This is a genomic window from Hydrogenophaga intermedia, assembly GCF_000723405.1.
GTDB lineage: Bacteria > Pseudomonadota > Gammaproteobacteria > Burkholderiales > Burkholderiaceae_C > Hydrogenophaga > Hydrogenophaga intermedia.
In genome coordinates this window covers 55,602-70,000 of record NZ_CCAE010000006.1, presented here as the reverse complement: position 1 = coordinate 70,000, position 14,399 = coordinate 55,602, and the positions used below count along the sequence as shown (strand labels likewise).

Here is a 14,399-nt window from a genome sequence, read left to right as displayed (position 1 = left end):
GGCAAACTCCGAATACCGAAGAGTACAGCGTGGGAGACAGAGCACCGGGTGCTAACGTCCGGACTCAAGAGGGAAACAACCCAGACCGCCAGCTAAGGTCCCTAAAATTGGCTAAGTGGGAAACGAAGTGGGAAGGCTAAAACAGTCAGGATGTTGGCTTAGAAGCAGCCATCATTTAAAGAAAGCGTAATAGCTCACTGATCGAGTCGTCCTGCGCGGAAGATGTAACGGGGCTCAAGCCAGTTACCGAAGCTGCGGATTCGCCAGCAATGGCGAGTGGTAGGAGAGCGTTCTGTAAGCCTGTGAAGGTGGCTTGTAAAGGCTGCTGGAGGTATCAGAAGTGCGAATGCTGACATGAGTAGCGTTAAAGCGGGTGAAAAGCCCGCTCGCCGTAAGCGCAAGGTTTCCTACGCAACGTTCATCGGCGTAGGGTGAGTCGGCCCCTAAGGCGAGGCAGAGATGCGTAGCTGATGGCAAGCAGGTCAATATTCCTGCACCGATCACAAGTGCGATGTGGGGACGGATCTTAATAGGTTATCCGGGTGTTGGATGTCCCGGTTTAGGCAGATGTAGGCGTGCGTTAGGCAAATCCGGCGCACATATACCGAGGCTGCCGATCGAGCGAGCTTGCTCGCGAAGTAACTGAACGAGGTCCCAGGAAAAGCCACTAAGCTTCAGCTTGTGATCGACCGTACCGCAAACCGACACTGGTGCGCGAGATGAGTATTCTAAGGCGCTTGAGAGAACTCGGGAGAAGGAACTCGGCAAATTGACACCGTAACTTCGGAAGAAGGTGTGCCCTAGTAGTGTGTAGTGAGCAACAAAGCACGAATGGGTTGCAAAAAATAGGTGGCTGCGACTGTTTATTAAAAACACAGCACTCTGCAAACACGAAAGTGGACGTATAGGGTGTGACGCCTGCCCGGTGCTGGAAGATTAATTGATGGGGTGCAAGCTCTTGATCGAAGTCCCAGTAAACGGCGGCCGTAACTATAACGGTCCTAAGGTAGCGAAATTCCTTGTCGGGTAAGTTCCGACCTGCACGAATGGCGTAACGATGGCCACACTGTCTCCTCCCGAGACTCAGCGAAGTTGAAATGTTTGTGATGATGCAATCTCCCCGCGGAAAGACGGAAAGACCCCATGAACCTTTACTGTAGCTTTGTATTGGACTTTGAACAGATCTGTGTAGGATAGGTGGGAGGCTTTGAAGCAGGGTCGCTAGATCTTGTGGAGCCAACGTTGAAATACCACCCTGGTGTGTTTGAGGTTCTAACCTAGGTCCATTATCTGGATCGGGGACAGTGCATGGTAGGCAGTTTGACTGGGGCGGTCTCCTCCCAAAGCGTAACGGAGGAGTTCGAAGGTACGCTAGGTACGGTCGGACATCGTGCTAATAGTGCAATGGCATAAGCGTGCTTAACTGCGAGACTGACAAGTCGAGCAGATGCGAAAGCAGGACATAGTGATCCGGTGGTTCTGTATGGAAGGGCCATCGCTCAACGGATAAAAGGTACTCTGGGGATAACAGGCTGATACCGCCCAAGAGTTCATATCGACGGCGGTGTTTGGCACCTCGATGTCGGCTCATCTCATCCTGGGGCTGTAGCCGGTCCCAAGGGTATGGCTGTTCGCCATTTAAAGAGGTACGTGAGCTGGGTTTAAAACGTCGTGAGACAGTTTGGTCCCTATCTTCCGTGGGCGCTGCAGATTTGAGGAAGCCTGCTCCTAGTACGAGAGGACCGGAGTGGACGCACCTCTGGTGTACCGGTTGTCACGCCAGTGGCATTGCCGGGTAGCTAAGTGCGGAAGAGATAACCGCTGAAAGCATCTAAGCGGGAAACTCGTTCCAAGATGAGATCTGCCGGGGCCTTGAGCCCCCTGAAGGGTCGTCGTAGACCACGACGTTGATAGGCTGGGTGTGGAAGCGCAGCAATGCGTTAAGCTAACCAGTACTAATTGCCCGTGCGGCTTGACCCTATAACTTTGATGTCACTATCAAAGGCAAATGCAACGATATGCCATCGTTGTTCGCAATCAAATAACACGCTGATGTGATCTGCCCAAAGGGCGATCCGACTCTATGAATTCGCTTGGCTGAGCACGCCTCAGCCAAGCAACCCGTTATGCCTGACGACCATAGCAAGGTGGCCCCACTCCTTCCCATCCCGAACAGGACAGTGAAACGCCTTTGCGCCGATGATAGTGCGGATTCCCGTGTGAAAGTAGGTCATCGTCAGGCTCTTATCCCTCAACCCCCCCTCCGCACTCGCGGTGGGGGGTTGTGCTTTGGGGCTCTGATTTTATGCTTGGGGAAGCCACTGATACGTAAGCGGGTCCGAGTGAGTGGCTTTAGCTATTGGTTGAGAATCCAGTTCCCTCGTATCGCAAGGGCCTGAGCCTGCTCCAATTCCTTCAGCAATGAATTGAGCACCTCCGAAGGCAATTGGGAGTGATCGATCTGGGCGATTTGAATGAAGTAATCGGAGCCGCCAAACCAAGCCTGAAGCGCATCATGCTCGATTCGCTGCAACTCAAGCATCTTGAACTTGATCAGCACCTTGAGCGCGTGCCGTCGATGCTTGGCAGGGTTGTGCTGAAACTGCAATAAGCGGCTGCGCGCGCGGGCGATGGCGGCGGGAACTTCGGTGCCGTGGAACACGGGGCCATGTCCGGGAATAACAGTGGATGGAGCCAACGCTTCGATGAGGTCGAGCGTATCAGCCACTTCAGCGAACGCATTCGCTCCGTCCAGTTCTGGAAAGACGACGCCGAAGCCGTTGTTCCACAAGGCGTCGCCGGAGATCAGGATGCGGTGATCGGGCTCATGGAGGACGATAGCATGTGGGTCGTGACCAGGTGCCGCATGAGCCGCCCAGGCCAGGCGCCCGACGCAGAGTTGATCGCCAGGGCGAATCAGATCCTCATAGCCGAAGCGCGGACAGAATTGACCGGTCGGTACATAGCTCAAGGCGACTGGATCCCAGTCGCGAACCGCGGCAGCCTGACCCGGGGGAATGCTGATGCGCACAGCAGGCCATGCTGAGCGAAGCGCTGCGTTGCCGCCGCAGTGATCGCTGTGCAAGTGAGTGTTCACAATCCTTTCAAGCGGACGCCCCTTCAGCGCTTGGCGGATCAAGGCCACGGTCTGGTCGGCGTGGGTGGCGTAACCAGTATCAACGACCAGACTGCCAGCATCCGCGCCCATCACGATGCTGTTGGCGGACAACCAGCCCCGTTCGAGTACCGTGATGCCGAGGTTCGCAAGCCGTATGTCGAGGGTGTCGTGGGATTGAGAAGCGTCTGCCATGCGTCATTGTGTGGCGGGCGCGGACCTCAAGGCGACGCACGCGACATCTCCTCGTCGAGTCGGTGACTGGCATCTGACAAGGGGGCGTCAAATAGTATGCCGATCCATTGGGTTTCCCGCTCGTCGATGGTCTGCAGGAACGAGGAAGCATCGCCGAGCGCGGCGAACGCGTCGAATCCGTTCTCAAGAAAATGCTGCAAAGCGTCTAGCCCCGCCGCTTCGGCGGGCTTTCGCATCATGCGCAGACCGAGGCGCAGCGAGCGCATGCGAGTGAGTCGCTGCAGTTCTTGTCCCATGTGTTGCACCACGGCCAACTGGCGTTGACGCTCATCGCGGGCGCTACACAGGCGCCATGCCTGGACGTAGCGTTCAGCGTCGCTTAACCCGTCCGGGAGTGCCAACCAGTGGCTGGCCAAGGCATGGTCGAGCCGCTCGGTGAGCGCGTGTATCTCGGCCAGATCCACCGCGAGCTGTCCCACTGCGGCGGGAAACAAGCGCTCGAGCGCGCCGGCGATGCGCCCGAACTGCTCGTCACGGCGAGAGAAGTCATGCTCGCCGTACAGCTCATCGAGAAAGAAGCGCACCGCGAGCTCGGACCGCGCTTGTCGGGCCAAGTCGGCGTAGGTGCTACGGAAGCGCCGGGCCTGGAGCCGCTTCACGGTCCGCACCGCTGTCATCAGGTCGGGGGCGTCCCCCGCTCGTGCACGCAGAGCTGCTACCCGATGTAGATGGTCTCGGATCTGATCGGCGTGGCTGGCGTTCGATGTCATGGCTAGAACCCGACGTGATCGGAGGTGATCGAGCTCGATGGCGTGAGATAGTTGGTGCATGAGCGAAGCGACGCCACATCCTAACCCCCGTTCGGCCCTGGCCGATCTGCAGCGTTTGCTGGTGTTCGGCAGCTTGTTGGCCTTGCTCGGCGCCGCAACGCTGTGGTGGCGGGGGCATACGATCTGGGCGGCGGTGGTGGCTGCGGCGGTGTTGTTGGGGCACGCTTGGGCATTGGGTCTCGAGTTCGCGCTGGCGGCTTGGGTGAATCATCGCGAAGCCGCAGCCACCACGAGCCTTAGCTCCTGGGTGCGCGCTTGGTGGCGCGAGGTGCGCGTGGCACCGCAGGTGTTCGCTTGGCGGCAACCGTTTCGCTGGCAGGCGCTGCCCGACACGGATGCGCCGCAAGCGGGGGCAGTGGTCGTGCTGGTGCATGGCTTCGTGTGCAACCGCGGTTTCTGGCTACCGTGGCTGCAGGCCCTGAGCGAGCGAGGCGCGGCATACGCCACGGTGAATCTCGAGCCGGTGTTTGGCTCGATTGACGACTACGTGCCGCAGATCGAGGGCGCGATCCGGCGGGCTGAGCGGCTTGGCGGCGACAGGCCTGTTCTGGTGTGCCACAGCATGGGTGGGCTCGCGGCGCGGGCCTGGCTGGCGGCCGCGCCGCACCATGCGGCGCGCGTGGGGCGTGTGATCACCATCGGCAGCCCGCACCGCGGCACCTGGATCGGCCGCTTCAGCCGGGTTGCCAACGGCCGCCAGATGCGCGTGGACTGCGACTGGCTGTGCCAGCTCGCGGCACGCGAGCGCGAACTGAGTGGTGAATCACCTTACGAGCAGTTCGTTTGCTGGTACGCGGACACCGACAACATCGTCTTTCCCGCGTCAACCGCCACGCTGCCTGGTGCCGACAACCGGTTGGTGCCGGGTGCGGCGCACGTGGACCTGGCCTTTCACCCGAGGGTGATGGGTGAGTCGCTGGCGATGCTGGCGTCGGCCGGCAGTTCGCCTAGCGCGCGCACGGTTTCGTAGATCGGGGTGAAGTCGGGCGCGGTCATCTCGAAGAGCTGCTCAAAACTGTCGATGACGAAGTAGGTGGCCTGGTAGTCGTCGATCTTGTAGCGCGTGCGCATGCAACGCACCAGGTCGAGTGCGATACGCCGCGTGCGCGGGCTGGTAACGCTGTGGCGCAGCTCGCCCGACGAACTGAGGATGCCGGCGCCGTACGCGCGCAGGCCATGCGGTTCCCGGATCAGACCAAATTCGATGGTGTACCAGTAAAGGCGCGACAGCAACTCGCCCGCGCCCAGGTCGTGTGCTTTGAGCCCACCCTGGCCATAGCGTTGCACGTAGTCGGCGAACACCGGGTTGAACAGCAACGGCACATGGCCGAACAGGTCGTGGAAGACGTCGGGCTCCACGATGTAGTCGAACTCTTCGGGCGTGCGGATCCAGTCGGTGACCGGGAAGCGCCGGTTGGCCAGCAGGTCGAAGAAAGGCCGCTCGGGGATCAGCCCCGGCACGGCCACGATCTCCCAGCCGGTGGCGGGTCGCAGGCGCTCGTTGATCTCATCGAATCGCGGGATGCGGTCGCGCACGCCGAGCGAGGGCAGGGCGTCGATGAAGGCCTGCGACGCCAGGCCCGGCAGCAGGGCGCTCTGGCGCTCGTAGAGCCGGCGATAGGTGTCGTGGTCGGCCTCGGTGTAGGTCGACCAGTTCTGTGGGCAGGTGTAGTCCTCGCGGGCGCGCGAGTAGTCGCCGCGCGGCGGGCGCTCGCTTGCGCCGTAGACAACGGGTTCGACGGCCATGACGGTCTCCGCGACGCTCAGGCCTTCTGCAGCACGCCCCGGCGCATCTGGTCGAGCTCCATGGTCTCGAACAGGGCCTTGAAGTTGCCTTCGCCGAAGCCCTGATTGCCCTTACGCTGGATGAACTCGAAGAAGATCGGGCCGAGCTGGTTCTCGCTGAAGATCTGCAGCAGCAGCTCACCGGGCGCACCGTCCACCAGGATGTTGCGCTGCTTCAGGGCCTCGATGTCTTCTGCCAGGTTCGGAATGCGCTTGGGCAGCAGCTCGTAGTAGGTCTCGCTGGTGTTCAGCAGCTTCACGCCCGACATCTGCAGCGCGTCCACCGTGTCGTAGAGGTTGGTCGAGCCCATCGCGATGTGCTGGATGCCTTCGCCGTGGTAGCGGTCCAGGTACTCCTGGATCTGACCGGATTTTTCGTTGCCTTCTTCGTTGATCGGGATGCGGATCTTGCCGCAGGGGCTGGTCATGGCCTTGCTCTTCACGCCGGTGGCCTGGCCCTCGATGTCGAAGTAGCGCACCTCGCGGAAGTTGAAGAGGCGCTCGTAGAAGTCGGCCCACTCGGCCATGCGGCCACGGTGCACGTTGTGCGTGAGGTGGTCGATGTAGGTCAGGCCGTGGCCCACGGGGTTGAGCTCGGCGCCGGGCAACGGCTCGAAGTCCACGTCATAAAAGCCGATGTTGCCGATCTCGCCGTCCTTGGCGCCGTTCTTGCCACGCCAGCGGTCGATGAAATAGATGATGGAGTCGCCGATGCCCTTGATGGCGGGGATGTTCAACTCGCCCGGCGCGGCCTGGCCCGCGTAGCCCCAGGCGCCCAACGAGAGGGCGCGTTCATAGGCTGCCTTGGCGTCCTTTACACGGAAGGCGATGGCGCAGACGCTGGGGCCGTGCTGGCGCGCGAAACGCTGCGCGAAGCTGTCGGGCTCGGCGTTGATGATGAAATTGATCTCGCCCTGGCGGTACAGCGTCACGGCCTTGTGGCGGTGCTTGGCGATCGCCTTGAAGCCCATCCGCTCGAACAGCGCGCCCATGGCCACGGGGTCGGGTGCGGCGTACTCGATGAACTCGAAGCCATCGGTACCCATCGGGTTGTCCCAACCCTCAAAGGCGGTGGCGGAAGTGGGCAAAGCGGCGTTCATGGCGGTCTCCTTCGTGGGTTCTGGGGATGGGCCACTGTATCGGCGCAGGGTGTCACGATTCCGGCGTTTTGGGGCGCACCATTCGTCCAACACGCAGGAATTCTGCACAATGGCGGCCATGGAAGCCTTGGACAAGCTCGACAAAGCCATCCTGCGCAGCCTGCAGGCCGACGGACGCGCCACCTTTGACCAAGTCGCCGAAACGGTTGGCCTGTCGGCCAGCGCCGTGTTGCGTCGGGTGCGGCGGCTGGAGGAAGCGGGCGTGATCGCGCGATACGTGGCCTTGTTGCGGCCCGAAGCCGTCGGCCTGGGTCTCACGGCCCATGTGAACGTGCGCCTGGAAAAGCACGCCGAGGGCAACAAGCGCAACCCCATGGACGAGTTCCGCGCCAGCGTGATGGCCTGGCCCGAGGTGGTGGAGTGCGTGGCCCTCACGGGCGACATGGACTATCAGTTGCGCCTGGTGGTGGCCGACATGGCGGCCTACTCGCGCTTCATGATGGGCACCCTTCTCAAGCACCCCAGCGTGCAGGACTGCAAGACCAGCTTCGTCATGGACCGCGTCAAGAGCACCACCGCGCTGCCGCTCTGAGCCGCTCACCGCGCTTGCCGTCGGCTCCGGGCCGTGCCAAGCTTGCGTTTTCCGACCCCGCTTGCCCAGCCCGATGGCCCAGCCCGCTCCCAGGACGCCGCGCGACGCCCGTGCCGACACCGCCACGGTGCCCATCCGCGCGCTGGACGACGGCCACCGCCTCGAGATCACGCAGCACCTGCTCTCGCTCGACCCGTCCGATCGCTACCTGCGCTTCGGCTACGCCGCCACCGACGAGCAGATCCGCCGCTACGCCGAGCGCATCGACTTCGATCGCGACGCGGTCTTCGGCATCTTCAATCGGCGCCTGCACCTCATCGCCATGGCGCACCTGGCGTTCTCGGTCGATCCGCAACTGCGCACTTGCGCCGAGTTCGGTGTTTCGGTGGCCAAGGCCTCGCGCGGCAAGGGCTATGGCAGCCGGCTGTTCGAGCGCGCTGTTGTGCACGCGCGCAACGAGGGCGTCTCCCTCCTGTTCATCCACGCGCTGTCCGAAAACACCGCCATGCTCAAGATCGCGCGCAACGCCGGCGCCGTGCTCGAGCGCGCCGGCTCGGAAACCGAGGCGCACCTGCGCCTGCCGCCGGCCGACTTCGATTCGCGCGTGAGCGAGATGCTCAGCGAACAGATCGCAGTGACCGATTACCACCTCAAGGCGCAGGCCAAGCAGTTCTGGGGGCTCATCCAGATGCTGCAGGAGATCCGCCAAGGCGTGCGCGACGCCCGCGACCGCGTGCGGGGCTGAGAGGTCGCGCGAGCCGGGCCATCGGCTCGCGTGGGGCTTGTCCCTTCAAACCCATGGGGTATCCTTGCCCGTTGTTACAACCACCGTCTTCCCCAGTGGCCGACCACCCACCCAGTAGCGGGCCGCAGCGCGGCCTGCGGCTTCCCGACAAACGCGGATTCCTGCAAAAGCTCGCCGAGTTCCTGCACCCCGGGCCAGACTCCAAGGACGAGCTGATCGAGACCCTTGCAGACGCCGAGGACAACGACATCATCAACGCCGAATCGCGGGTGATGCTCGAAGGGGTGATCCGCATCGCCGACATGACCGCCGGCGACGTGATGGTGGCCGCGCCGCGCATGGACATGATCGACATCGACGCGCCGTACGACGAGTTGCTGCACCTGGTGATCGACACCGCGCACTCACGCTTTCCTGTGTACGACGGCGAGCGCGAGAACATCATCGGCATCCTGCTCGCCAAGGACCTGCTCAAGCTGCAGCGCTCGCCCTCGCTCAATATCCGCGCCCTGCTGCGTCCGGCCACCTTCGTGCCCGAGAGCAAGGGCCTCAACGACCTTCTGCGCGAATTTCGCGGCAACCGCAACCACCTGGCCATCGTCATCGACGAGTTCGGCCGCGTGGCCGGTCTCATCACCATCGAGGACGTGCTCGAGGAAATCGTCGGCGAGATCGAAGACGAGTTCGACGTCGATGAAGACGCGGGCGACATCTTCGCGTTGGCCGACAGCACCTGGCGCGTCAGTGGGGACACACCCATCGAGCGCCTCAACGAGGCATTCGAGCTCCACCTGTCCGACGAGGACTTCGACACGATCGGCGGCCTCATCGCGCACACCATGGGTCACGTGCCCAAGCGCGGCGAGGTTCACGAACTCGAGGGCCTGTGTTTCACCGTGCTGCACGCCAAGGGCGGCGCCGTGAAGTGGTTCAAGGTGGCGCCGGTGCCCACCGAACCCTGACTCCCATTCCCCAGACCCACGGCCCATGCGCAGCCTCTTCGGATCGCTCCACACGCCTTCGAGCTTTCATCCCATGACGCGTCGTCCGCCCGGGCGCGGGTCGCGGCTGGCGGGTTTCCTGTTCTTCTGGGTCTGTCTGGCCGGTGGGCTGGGGCAGGCTGCTGCCATCGCCTGGCCTACTTCGGCCTGGGTGCCTCCGGGCCTCAGCGTGGGGCAGCCCAGCGGCGTGCTGCAGATCGTCTCGCTCGCGCTGCTGGTCTTCGCGTTGCAGTTCGCCACGCGCGTGGGCCAGGCCATGTGGCGCGGCTGGTTGTTCGCCACCGCATGGCTGGCCGGCAGTTTCTGGTGGCTGTTCATCTCCATGCATACGTACGGCGGCTTGCCGGCCTGGCTGGCCGCGCTCGCCGTGCTGGCGCTGGCCGGCGCGCTGGCGCTGTATTACGCCTTCGCCGTGGGCTTCCTGTGCGCCTGGGCGCCCATGGCCCGCAGCGCGCAAGCACTGATGTTCGCTGCCGCCTGGACCCTGGCTGAACTCGCGCGCGGCCAACTCTTCACCGGCTTCCCCTGGGGCGCGGGCGGCTACGCGCAGGTTGATCTGATGGCTCCCTGGGCACCGCTGGTGGGCGTCTACGGCATGGGTTTCCTGTCCGCCATCCTGGCCTATGTTCTGGCCTCCCTCGTCACCGGAGTGGCGCAGGCCGCATTGGCCTGGATGCGCAAGCCCGTGCGGCCGGTGCCCGTGCGCAATGCGGGCGGCGGGGTCTACGTGTCCACCCCCACGCCCCGTGTGCAGGCGCGCACCTGGACGCCGCTGAGCCTGGCGCGTGGCGTGGTGAGCTGGCTGGTGGTGGTGTTGCTGGTGTGGAGTTGCCTGGGTGGTGGCGAGCGCTGGCGCGGCCTGGGCCAGGCCGACACCGCCGGCACCAGCCCGCTGCGTGTGTGGCTGCTGCAGGGCAATATTCCGCAGGACCAGAAATTCGTGCCCGGTACTGGCGTGGCGCAGGCGCTCGACTGGTACCCGCGCCAGATGCTCGAGGGTGTGGCCGCTGCCGGCGCGCGCGCCGACGGCCCGCAACTCGTGGTGGCACCCGAGACCGCCGTGCCCTTGCTGCCCGAGCAGCTCGGCGCCGCGTTCTGGCAGCCGCTGCTGCAACCCATTGCCGATCAGACCGGTCCCCAGGCCGCGGCGGTGCTCACCGGCCTGCCCCTGGGCAGCCTGGAGGCGGGCTACACCAACTCCACCTGGGGCTTCACCCCCGCGGCCGCGCGCCGCGCGCTGGCCAACGCCCAGACGCCCGAGGTGCACCGATACGACAAGCACCACCTCGTACCCTTCGGCGAATTCATCCCGCCTTTCTTCCGCTGGTTCACCCAGATGATGAACATCCCGCTGGGCGACTTCGCCCGCGGCGCCTTGCCGCAAGCGCCCTGGAGCTGGGCGGGCCAGCGCATCGCGCCCAACATCTGCTACGAGGACCTGTTCGGCGAGGAAATCGCCGCCGGTTTCGCCACGGCCGAAGGCGCGCCCACCGTGCTGGTCAACCTCAGCAACATCGCCTGGTTCGGCGACTCCATCGCCATCGACCAGCACCTGCAGATTTCGCGCCTGCGCGCGTTGGAATTCGGCCGGCCCATGCTGCGCGCCACCAACACCGGCGCCACCGCCGCCATCGACCACCGTGGCGTCGTCACGCATCAGTTGCCGCGCCAGGAGCGGGGCCGGCTGGAGGCCGTGGTGGAAGGCCGCAGCGGCCTCACCCCCTACGCGCAATGGGCGGCGCGCTGGGGCCTGATGCCCTTGTGGGTGGTCTGTGGCGCGCTGCTGGTGGTCATTGCCTCGCTGCGCCACCTGGGCCGCCGGGGCGGGCGCACCCGCCGCCGTTGAGTCACGGGCGGGCCCACACCCGCCCCGTAAAATCGCGCATTCCTGCAGCGCCGCCGCCCGCGCGGCGCGCCGCGATCCCCAACAAGACATTCCCCTTCCGCCGGCCCGCCCGCCCGCGCGCGGGCCTCACGCGTATGTTGACCTTCCAGCAAATCATCCTCACGCTGCAGACGTACTGGGCCAACCAGGGCTGCGCCCTGCTGCAGCCCTACGACATGGAGGTGGGCGCCGGCACCAGCCACACCGCCACCTTCCTGCGCGCCATCGGCCCTGAGCCCTGGAAGGCCGCCTACGTCCAGCCCAGCCGCCGCCCCAAAGACGGCCGCTATGGCGAGAACCCCAACCGCCTGCAGCACTACTACCAATACCAGGTGGTGCTCAAGCCCGCACCGGCCAACATCCTCGAGCTCTACCTCGGCTCGCTCGAAGCCCTGGGCTTCGACCTCAAGAAAAACGACATCCGCTTCGTCGAGGACGACTGGGAGAACCCCACGCTGGGCGCCTGGGGCCTGGGCTGGGAGGTCTGGCTCAACGGCATGGAGGTGACGCAGTTCACCTATTTCCAGCAGGTCGGCGGCATCGACTGCCGCCCCGCCACCGGCGAAATCACCTACGGCCTGGAGCGCCTGGCCATGTACCTGCAGGGCGTGGACAACGTCTACAACCTCACCTGGACCGACGGCCTGAGCTACGGCGACGTCTACAAGCAGAACGAGGTGGAGCAGTCCACCTACAACTTCGAGCACAGCGACGCCGACTTCCTGTTCACCGCCTTCGCTGCGCACGAGAAGCAGGCGAAGCACCTGATGGCCGAGCAGCTCGCGTTGCCCGCCTACGAGCAGGTACTCAAGTGCGCGCACAGCTTCAACCTGCTCGACGCGCGCGGCGCCATCAGCGTGACCGAGCGCGCCGCCTACATCGGCCGCATCCGCAACCTCGCGCGCAGCGTGGCCCAGAGCTACTACGAGAGCCGCGAGCGCCTGGGCTTCCCCATGGCGCCGCGTGAATGGGTCGCGCAGATCGAGAAAAAGGCCGCCTGAGCCGGGAAGAGAAGAACAACGATGTCCGCACAGAACCTGCTCGTCGAACTCTTCGTCGAGGAACTGCCGCCCAAGGCGCTCAAGAAACTTGGCGAGGCTTTTGCCACCGGGCTGGCCAATGGCCTCAAATCGCAAGGCCTGGCGCCGGCCAACGCGGGCGTGACCGCCTATGCCTCGCCGCGCCGCCTGGCCGCGCACGTGGTGGGCGTACTGGCCAAAGGCGCCGACAAACCCGTGTCTCAGAAGCTCATGCCCGTGTCCGTGGGTCTGGACGCCAGCGGCCAGCCCACACCCGCGCTGCTCAAGCGCCTGGCCGGGCTGGGCGCCGACGCCTCTGCCGTGGCCGGCCTGCGCCGCGCCCAGGACGGCAAAGCCGAGGCCCTGTTCTTCGACAGCGTCGCACCCGGCGTTGAGCTGGCGGCGGGCCTGCAGAAGGCGCTGGATGAAGCCATCGCGCAACTGCCCATTCCCAAGGTCATGACCTATCAGCTCGAGTCGGGTTGCGAGCTGCCGGGCTGGGACAGCGTGCAATTCGTGCGGCCCGCTCACGGCCTGGTGGCGCTGCACGGCGCCAGCGTGGTGCCGGTGAAGGTGCTCGGCCTCGATGCCGGTAACCGCACGCACGGCCACCGCTTCGAAGCTTCGGTCGATCCGATCGGTATCGCGCATGCCGACGCGTACGCCGACACGCTCGCGAAGGACGGTGCCGTCATCGCCTCCTTCACCGAGCGCCGCGCCGAGATCGCGCGCCAGCTTGCGGCCGCTGCCGCGACGGTGGGCGGCGGCAGCCGGCCCATCGACGACGAGGCCCTGCTCGACGAAGTCACCGCCCTGGTCGAGCGCCCCAAGGTGCTCGTCTGCGAGTTCGAACAGCAGTTCCTCGACGTGCCGCAGGAGTGCCTCATCCTCACGATGAAGGCCAACCAGAAATACTTCCCGCTGCTCGACGCCCACGGCCGCCTGACCAACAAGTTCCTCGTGGTCAGCAACATCAGTCCCGCCGACGCCAGCGCCGTGATCGGCGGCAACGAGCGCGTGGTGCGCCCGCGACTGGCCGATGCCAAGTTCTTCTTCGACCAGGACCGCAAGAAAACGCTCGAATCGCGCGTCGAGGGCCTGGGCAAGGTGGTCTATCACAACCAACTCGGCACGCAGGGCGAGCGCGTGGAGCGCGTGCGCGCCATCGCGAAGGCCATTGGCCAACAGCTCGGTGGCGATGTGCTGGCGAAGCAGGCCGACACCGCCGCGCGCCTGGCCAAGACCGACCTGCTCACCGACATGGTGGGCGAGTTCCCCGAGCTGCAGGGTGTCATGGGGGGCTATTACGCACGCCACGACGGCCTGAGCGAGGACATCGCTTTCGCCATCGAGGACCACTACAAGCCGCGCTTCGCGGGCGACGCGCTGCCGCGCAACACCGCCGGCACCGTGGTGGCGTTGGCCGACAAGCTGGAAACGCTCGTGGGCATGTTCGGCATCGGCAACCTGCCCACCGGCGACAAGGACCCGTTCGCGCTTCGGCGACACGCGTTGGGCGTGGCGCGCATGCTCATCGAAGGCGCTTTGCCGCTGCAGTTCCATGAGCTCACGCGCCTGGCCTTCTCGGTGTTCCCGGCTGGCCGTCTGCAAGACACCGTCGTGCCGCTCGACGAATTCCTTGTCGAACGCCTCAAGGGATACCTCAAGGACGGCGGCTATTCCGCAGCCGAGGTCGATGCGGCGCTGTACGCGCAGCAACTGGGTCTGTGGTCCACGGTGCCGCGCCGACTGGCCGCCGTGCGCGAGTTCCAGGCCCTGCCCGAAGCCCCCGCGCTCGCCGCCGCCAACAAGCGCATCGGCAACATCCTCAAGAAGTCCGAGGGCGTCGGCGACTCCATCGACGCCGGCCTGCTCAAGGAGCCCGCCGAAAAGGCCCTGTTCGATGCCCTGCAGGCCACCGTGCCCGGCGCCGACGCGAAGTTCGAGGCCGGCGACTTCACCGCCAGCCTGCAGGCCCTGGCCGCGCTGCGCGCGCCGGTCGACGCCTTCTTCGACGGCGTGATGGTCAACGCCAACGACCCCGCCCTCAAGGCCAACCGCCTGGCCCTGCTGCGGCAACTGCACCGCGCGATGAACCGCGTGGCCGATCTCTCTCGACTCGCGGCATGATC

The 14,399-nt window shown here is 64.7% G+C and carries 11 protein-coding genes and 2 rRNA genes (1 of these 13 only partly in view); 9 read left to right on the top strand and 4 right to left on the bottom strand.

Features of this window, described 5'->3' with window-relative positions; all coding sequences use genetic code 11:
• Together BN948_RS06015 and rrf are read left to right on the top strand one after the other, a co-directional pair.
• Positions 1–1,980 (top strand): 23S ribosomal RNA (locus BN948_RS06015); it begins 894 nt to the left of the window's first position.
• A 149-nt stretch (positions 1,981–2,129) separates the two neighbouring features.
• Positions 2,130–2,242: ribosomal RNA gene (gene rrf, locus BN948_RS06010) — 5S ribosomal RNA — on the top strand.
• 114 nt (positions 2,243–2,356) lie between these two features.
• Here rrf and BN948_RS06005 read toward each other — a convergent pair.
• Both BN948_RS06005 and BN948_RS06000 read right to left on the bottom strand, forming a co-directional pair.
• On the bottom strand, positions 2,357–3,310 hold the full coding sequence (locus BN948_RS06005; RefSeq protein WP_050980564.1) for an MBL fold metallo-hydrolase: 954 nt from the start codon (positions 3,308–3,310) through the stop codon (positions 2,357–2,359).
• A gap of 26 nt (positions 3,311–3,336) precedes the next feature.
• Entirely contained in the window at positions 3,337–4,080 is a 744-nt protein-coding gene (locus BN948_RS06000) for an FFLEELY motif protein (protein WP_035620804.1), read from the bottom strand.
• 58 nt (positions 4,081–4,138) lie between these two features.
• Here BN948_RS06000 and BN948_RS05995 point away from each other — a divergent pair, with 58 nt between their 5' ends.
• Entirely contained in the window at positions 4,139–5,110 is a 972-nt protein-coding gene (locus BN948_RS05995; RefSeq protein WP_009515374.1) for an esterase/lipase family protein, read from the top strand.
• Here BN948_RS05995 and phhA read toward each other — a convergent pair.
• A complete protein-coding gene (gene phhA / locus BN948_RS05990) occupies positions 5,032–5,886 on the bottom strand; it encodes a phenylalanine 4-monooxygenase (RefSeq protein ID WP_009515373.1) in 855 nt (284 codons plus the stop codon). The two genes, BN948_RS05995 and phhA, sit on opposite strands and share 79 nt — an antisense overlap.
• A gap of 17 nt (positions 5,887–5,903) precedes the next feature.
• Positions 5,904–7,025, bottom strand: a complete 1,122-nt coding sequence (gene hppD, locus BN948_RS05985; protein ID WP_035620803.1) for a 4-hydroxyphenylpyruvate dioxygenase — start codon at positions 7,023–7,025, stop codon at positions 5,904–5,906.
• A gap of 118 nt (positions 7,026–7,143) precedes the next feature.
• Between hppD and BN948_RS05980 the strand changes: the two genes are divergently transcribed.
• From BN948_RS05980 to glyS, 6 genes are all read left to right on the top strand, one after another.
• The gene (locus BN948_RS05980; RefSeq protein ID WP_035620846.1) at positions 7,144–7,617 is read left to right on the top strand and encodes an Lrp/AsnC family transcriptional regulator; all 474 of its coding nucleotides are present in this window, start codon (positions 7,144–7,146) and stop codon (positions 7,615–7,617) included.
• Between the two features lie 73 nt (positions 7,618–7,690).
• Positions 7,691–8,362, top strand: coding sequence for a GNAT family N-acetyltransferase (locus tag BN948_RS05975; protein ID WP_009516610.1), 672 nt, complete (start codon positions 7,691–7,693; stop codon positions 8,360–8,362).
• A gap of 95 nt (positions 8,363–8,457) precedes the next feature.
• Entirely contained in the window at positions 8,458–9,324 is an 867-nt protein-coding gene (locus BN948_RS05970; RefSeq protein ID WP_236953899.1) for an HlyC/CorC family transporter, read from the top strand.
• Positions 9,325–9,397: 73 nt separating this feature from the next.
• Positions 9,398–11,209 carry an apolipoprotein N-acyltransferase gene (gene lnt, locus BN948_RS05965; RefSeq protein ID WP_009516612.1) on the top strand — a complete coding sequence of 604 codons (1,812 nt, stop codon included), beginning with the start codon at positions 9,398–9,400 and terminating at the stop codon, positions 11,207–11,209.
• Between the two features lie 134 nt (positions 11,210–11,343).
• Positions 11,344–12,249: a glycine--tRNA ligase subunit alpha gene (gene glyQ / locus BN948_RS05960; RefSeq protein WP_009516613.1), complete on the top strand. Its 906-nt coding sequence runs from the start codon at positions 11,344–11,346 to the stop codon at positions 12,247–12,249.
• A 21-nt stretch (positions 12,250–12,270) separates the two neighbouring features.
• Entirely contained in the window at positions 12,271–14,397 is a 2,127-nt protein-coding gene (gene glyS / locus BN948_RS05955) for a glycine--tRNA ligase subunit beta (RefSeq protein WP_009516614.1), read from the top strand.
• Positions 14,398–14,399 lie beyond the last annotated feature (2 nt).

Bases quoted from the DNA above. Each gene is read 5' to 3' on its own strand.
- BN948_RS06005 (WP_050980564.1), bottom strand. From the start codon at position 3,310: ATGGCAGACGCTTCTCAATCCCACGACACCCTCGACATACGGCTTGCG.
- BN948_RS06000 (WP_035620804.1), bottom strand. From the start codon at position 4,080: ATGACATCGAACGCCAGCCACGCCGATCAGATCCGAGACCATCTACAT.
- BN948_RS05995 (WP_009515374.1), top strand. From the start codon at position 4,139: ATGAGCGAAGCGACGCCACATCCTAACCCCCGTTCGGCCCTGGCCGAT.
- phhA (WP_009515373.1), bottom strand. From the start codon at position 5,886: ATGGCCGTCGAACCCGTTGTCTACGGCGCAAGCGAGCGCCCGCCGCGC.
- hppD (WP_035620803.1), bottom strand. From the start codon at position 7,025: ATGAACGCCGCTTTGCCCACTTCCGCCACCGCCTTTGAGGGTTGGGAC.
- BN948_RS05980 (WP_035620846.1), top strand. From the start codon at position 7,144: ATGGAAGCCTTGGACAAGCTCGACAAAGCCATCCTGCGCAGCCTGCAG.
- BN948_RS05975 (WP_009516610.1), top strand. From the start codon at position 7,691: ATGGCCCAGCCCGCTCCCAGGACGCCGCGCGACGCCCGTGCCGACACC.
- lnt (WP_009516612.1), top strand. From the start codon at position 9,398: ATGACGCGTCGTCCGCCCGGGCGCGGGTCGCGGCTGGCGGGTTTCCTG.
- glyQ (WP_009516613.1), top strand. From the start codon at position 11,344: ATGTTGACCTTCCAGCAAATCATCCTCACGCTGCAGACGTACTGGGCC.
- glyS (WP_009516614.1), top strand. From the start codon at position 12,271: ATGTCCGCACAGAACCTGCTCGTCGAACTCTTCGTCGAGGAACTGCCG.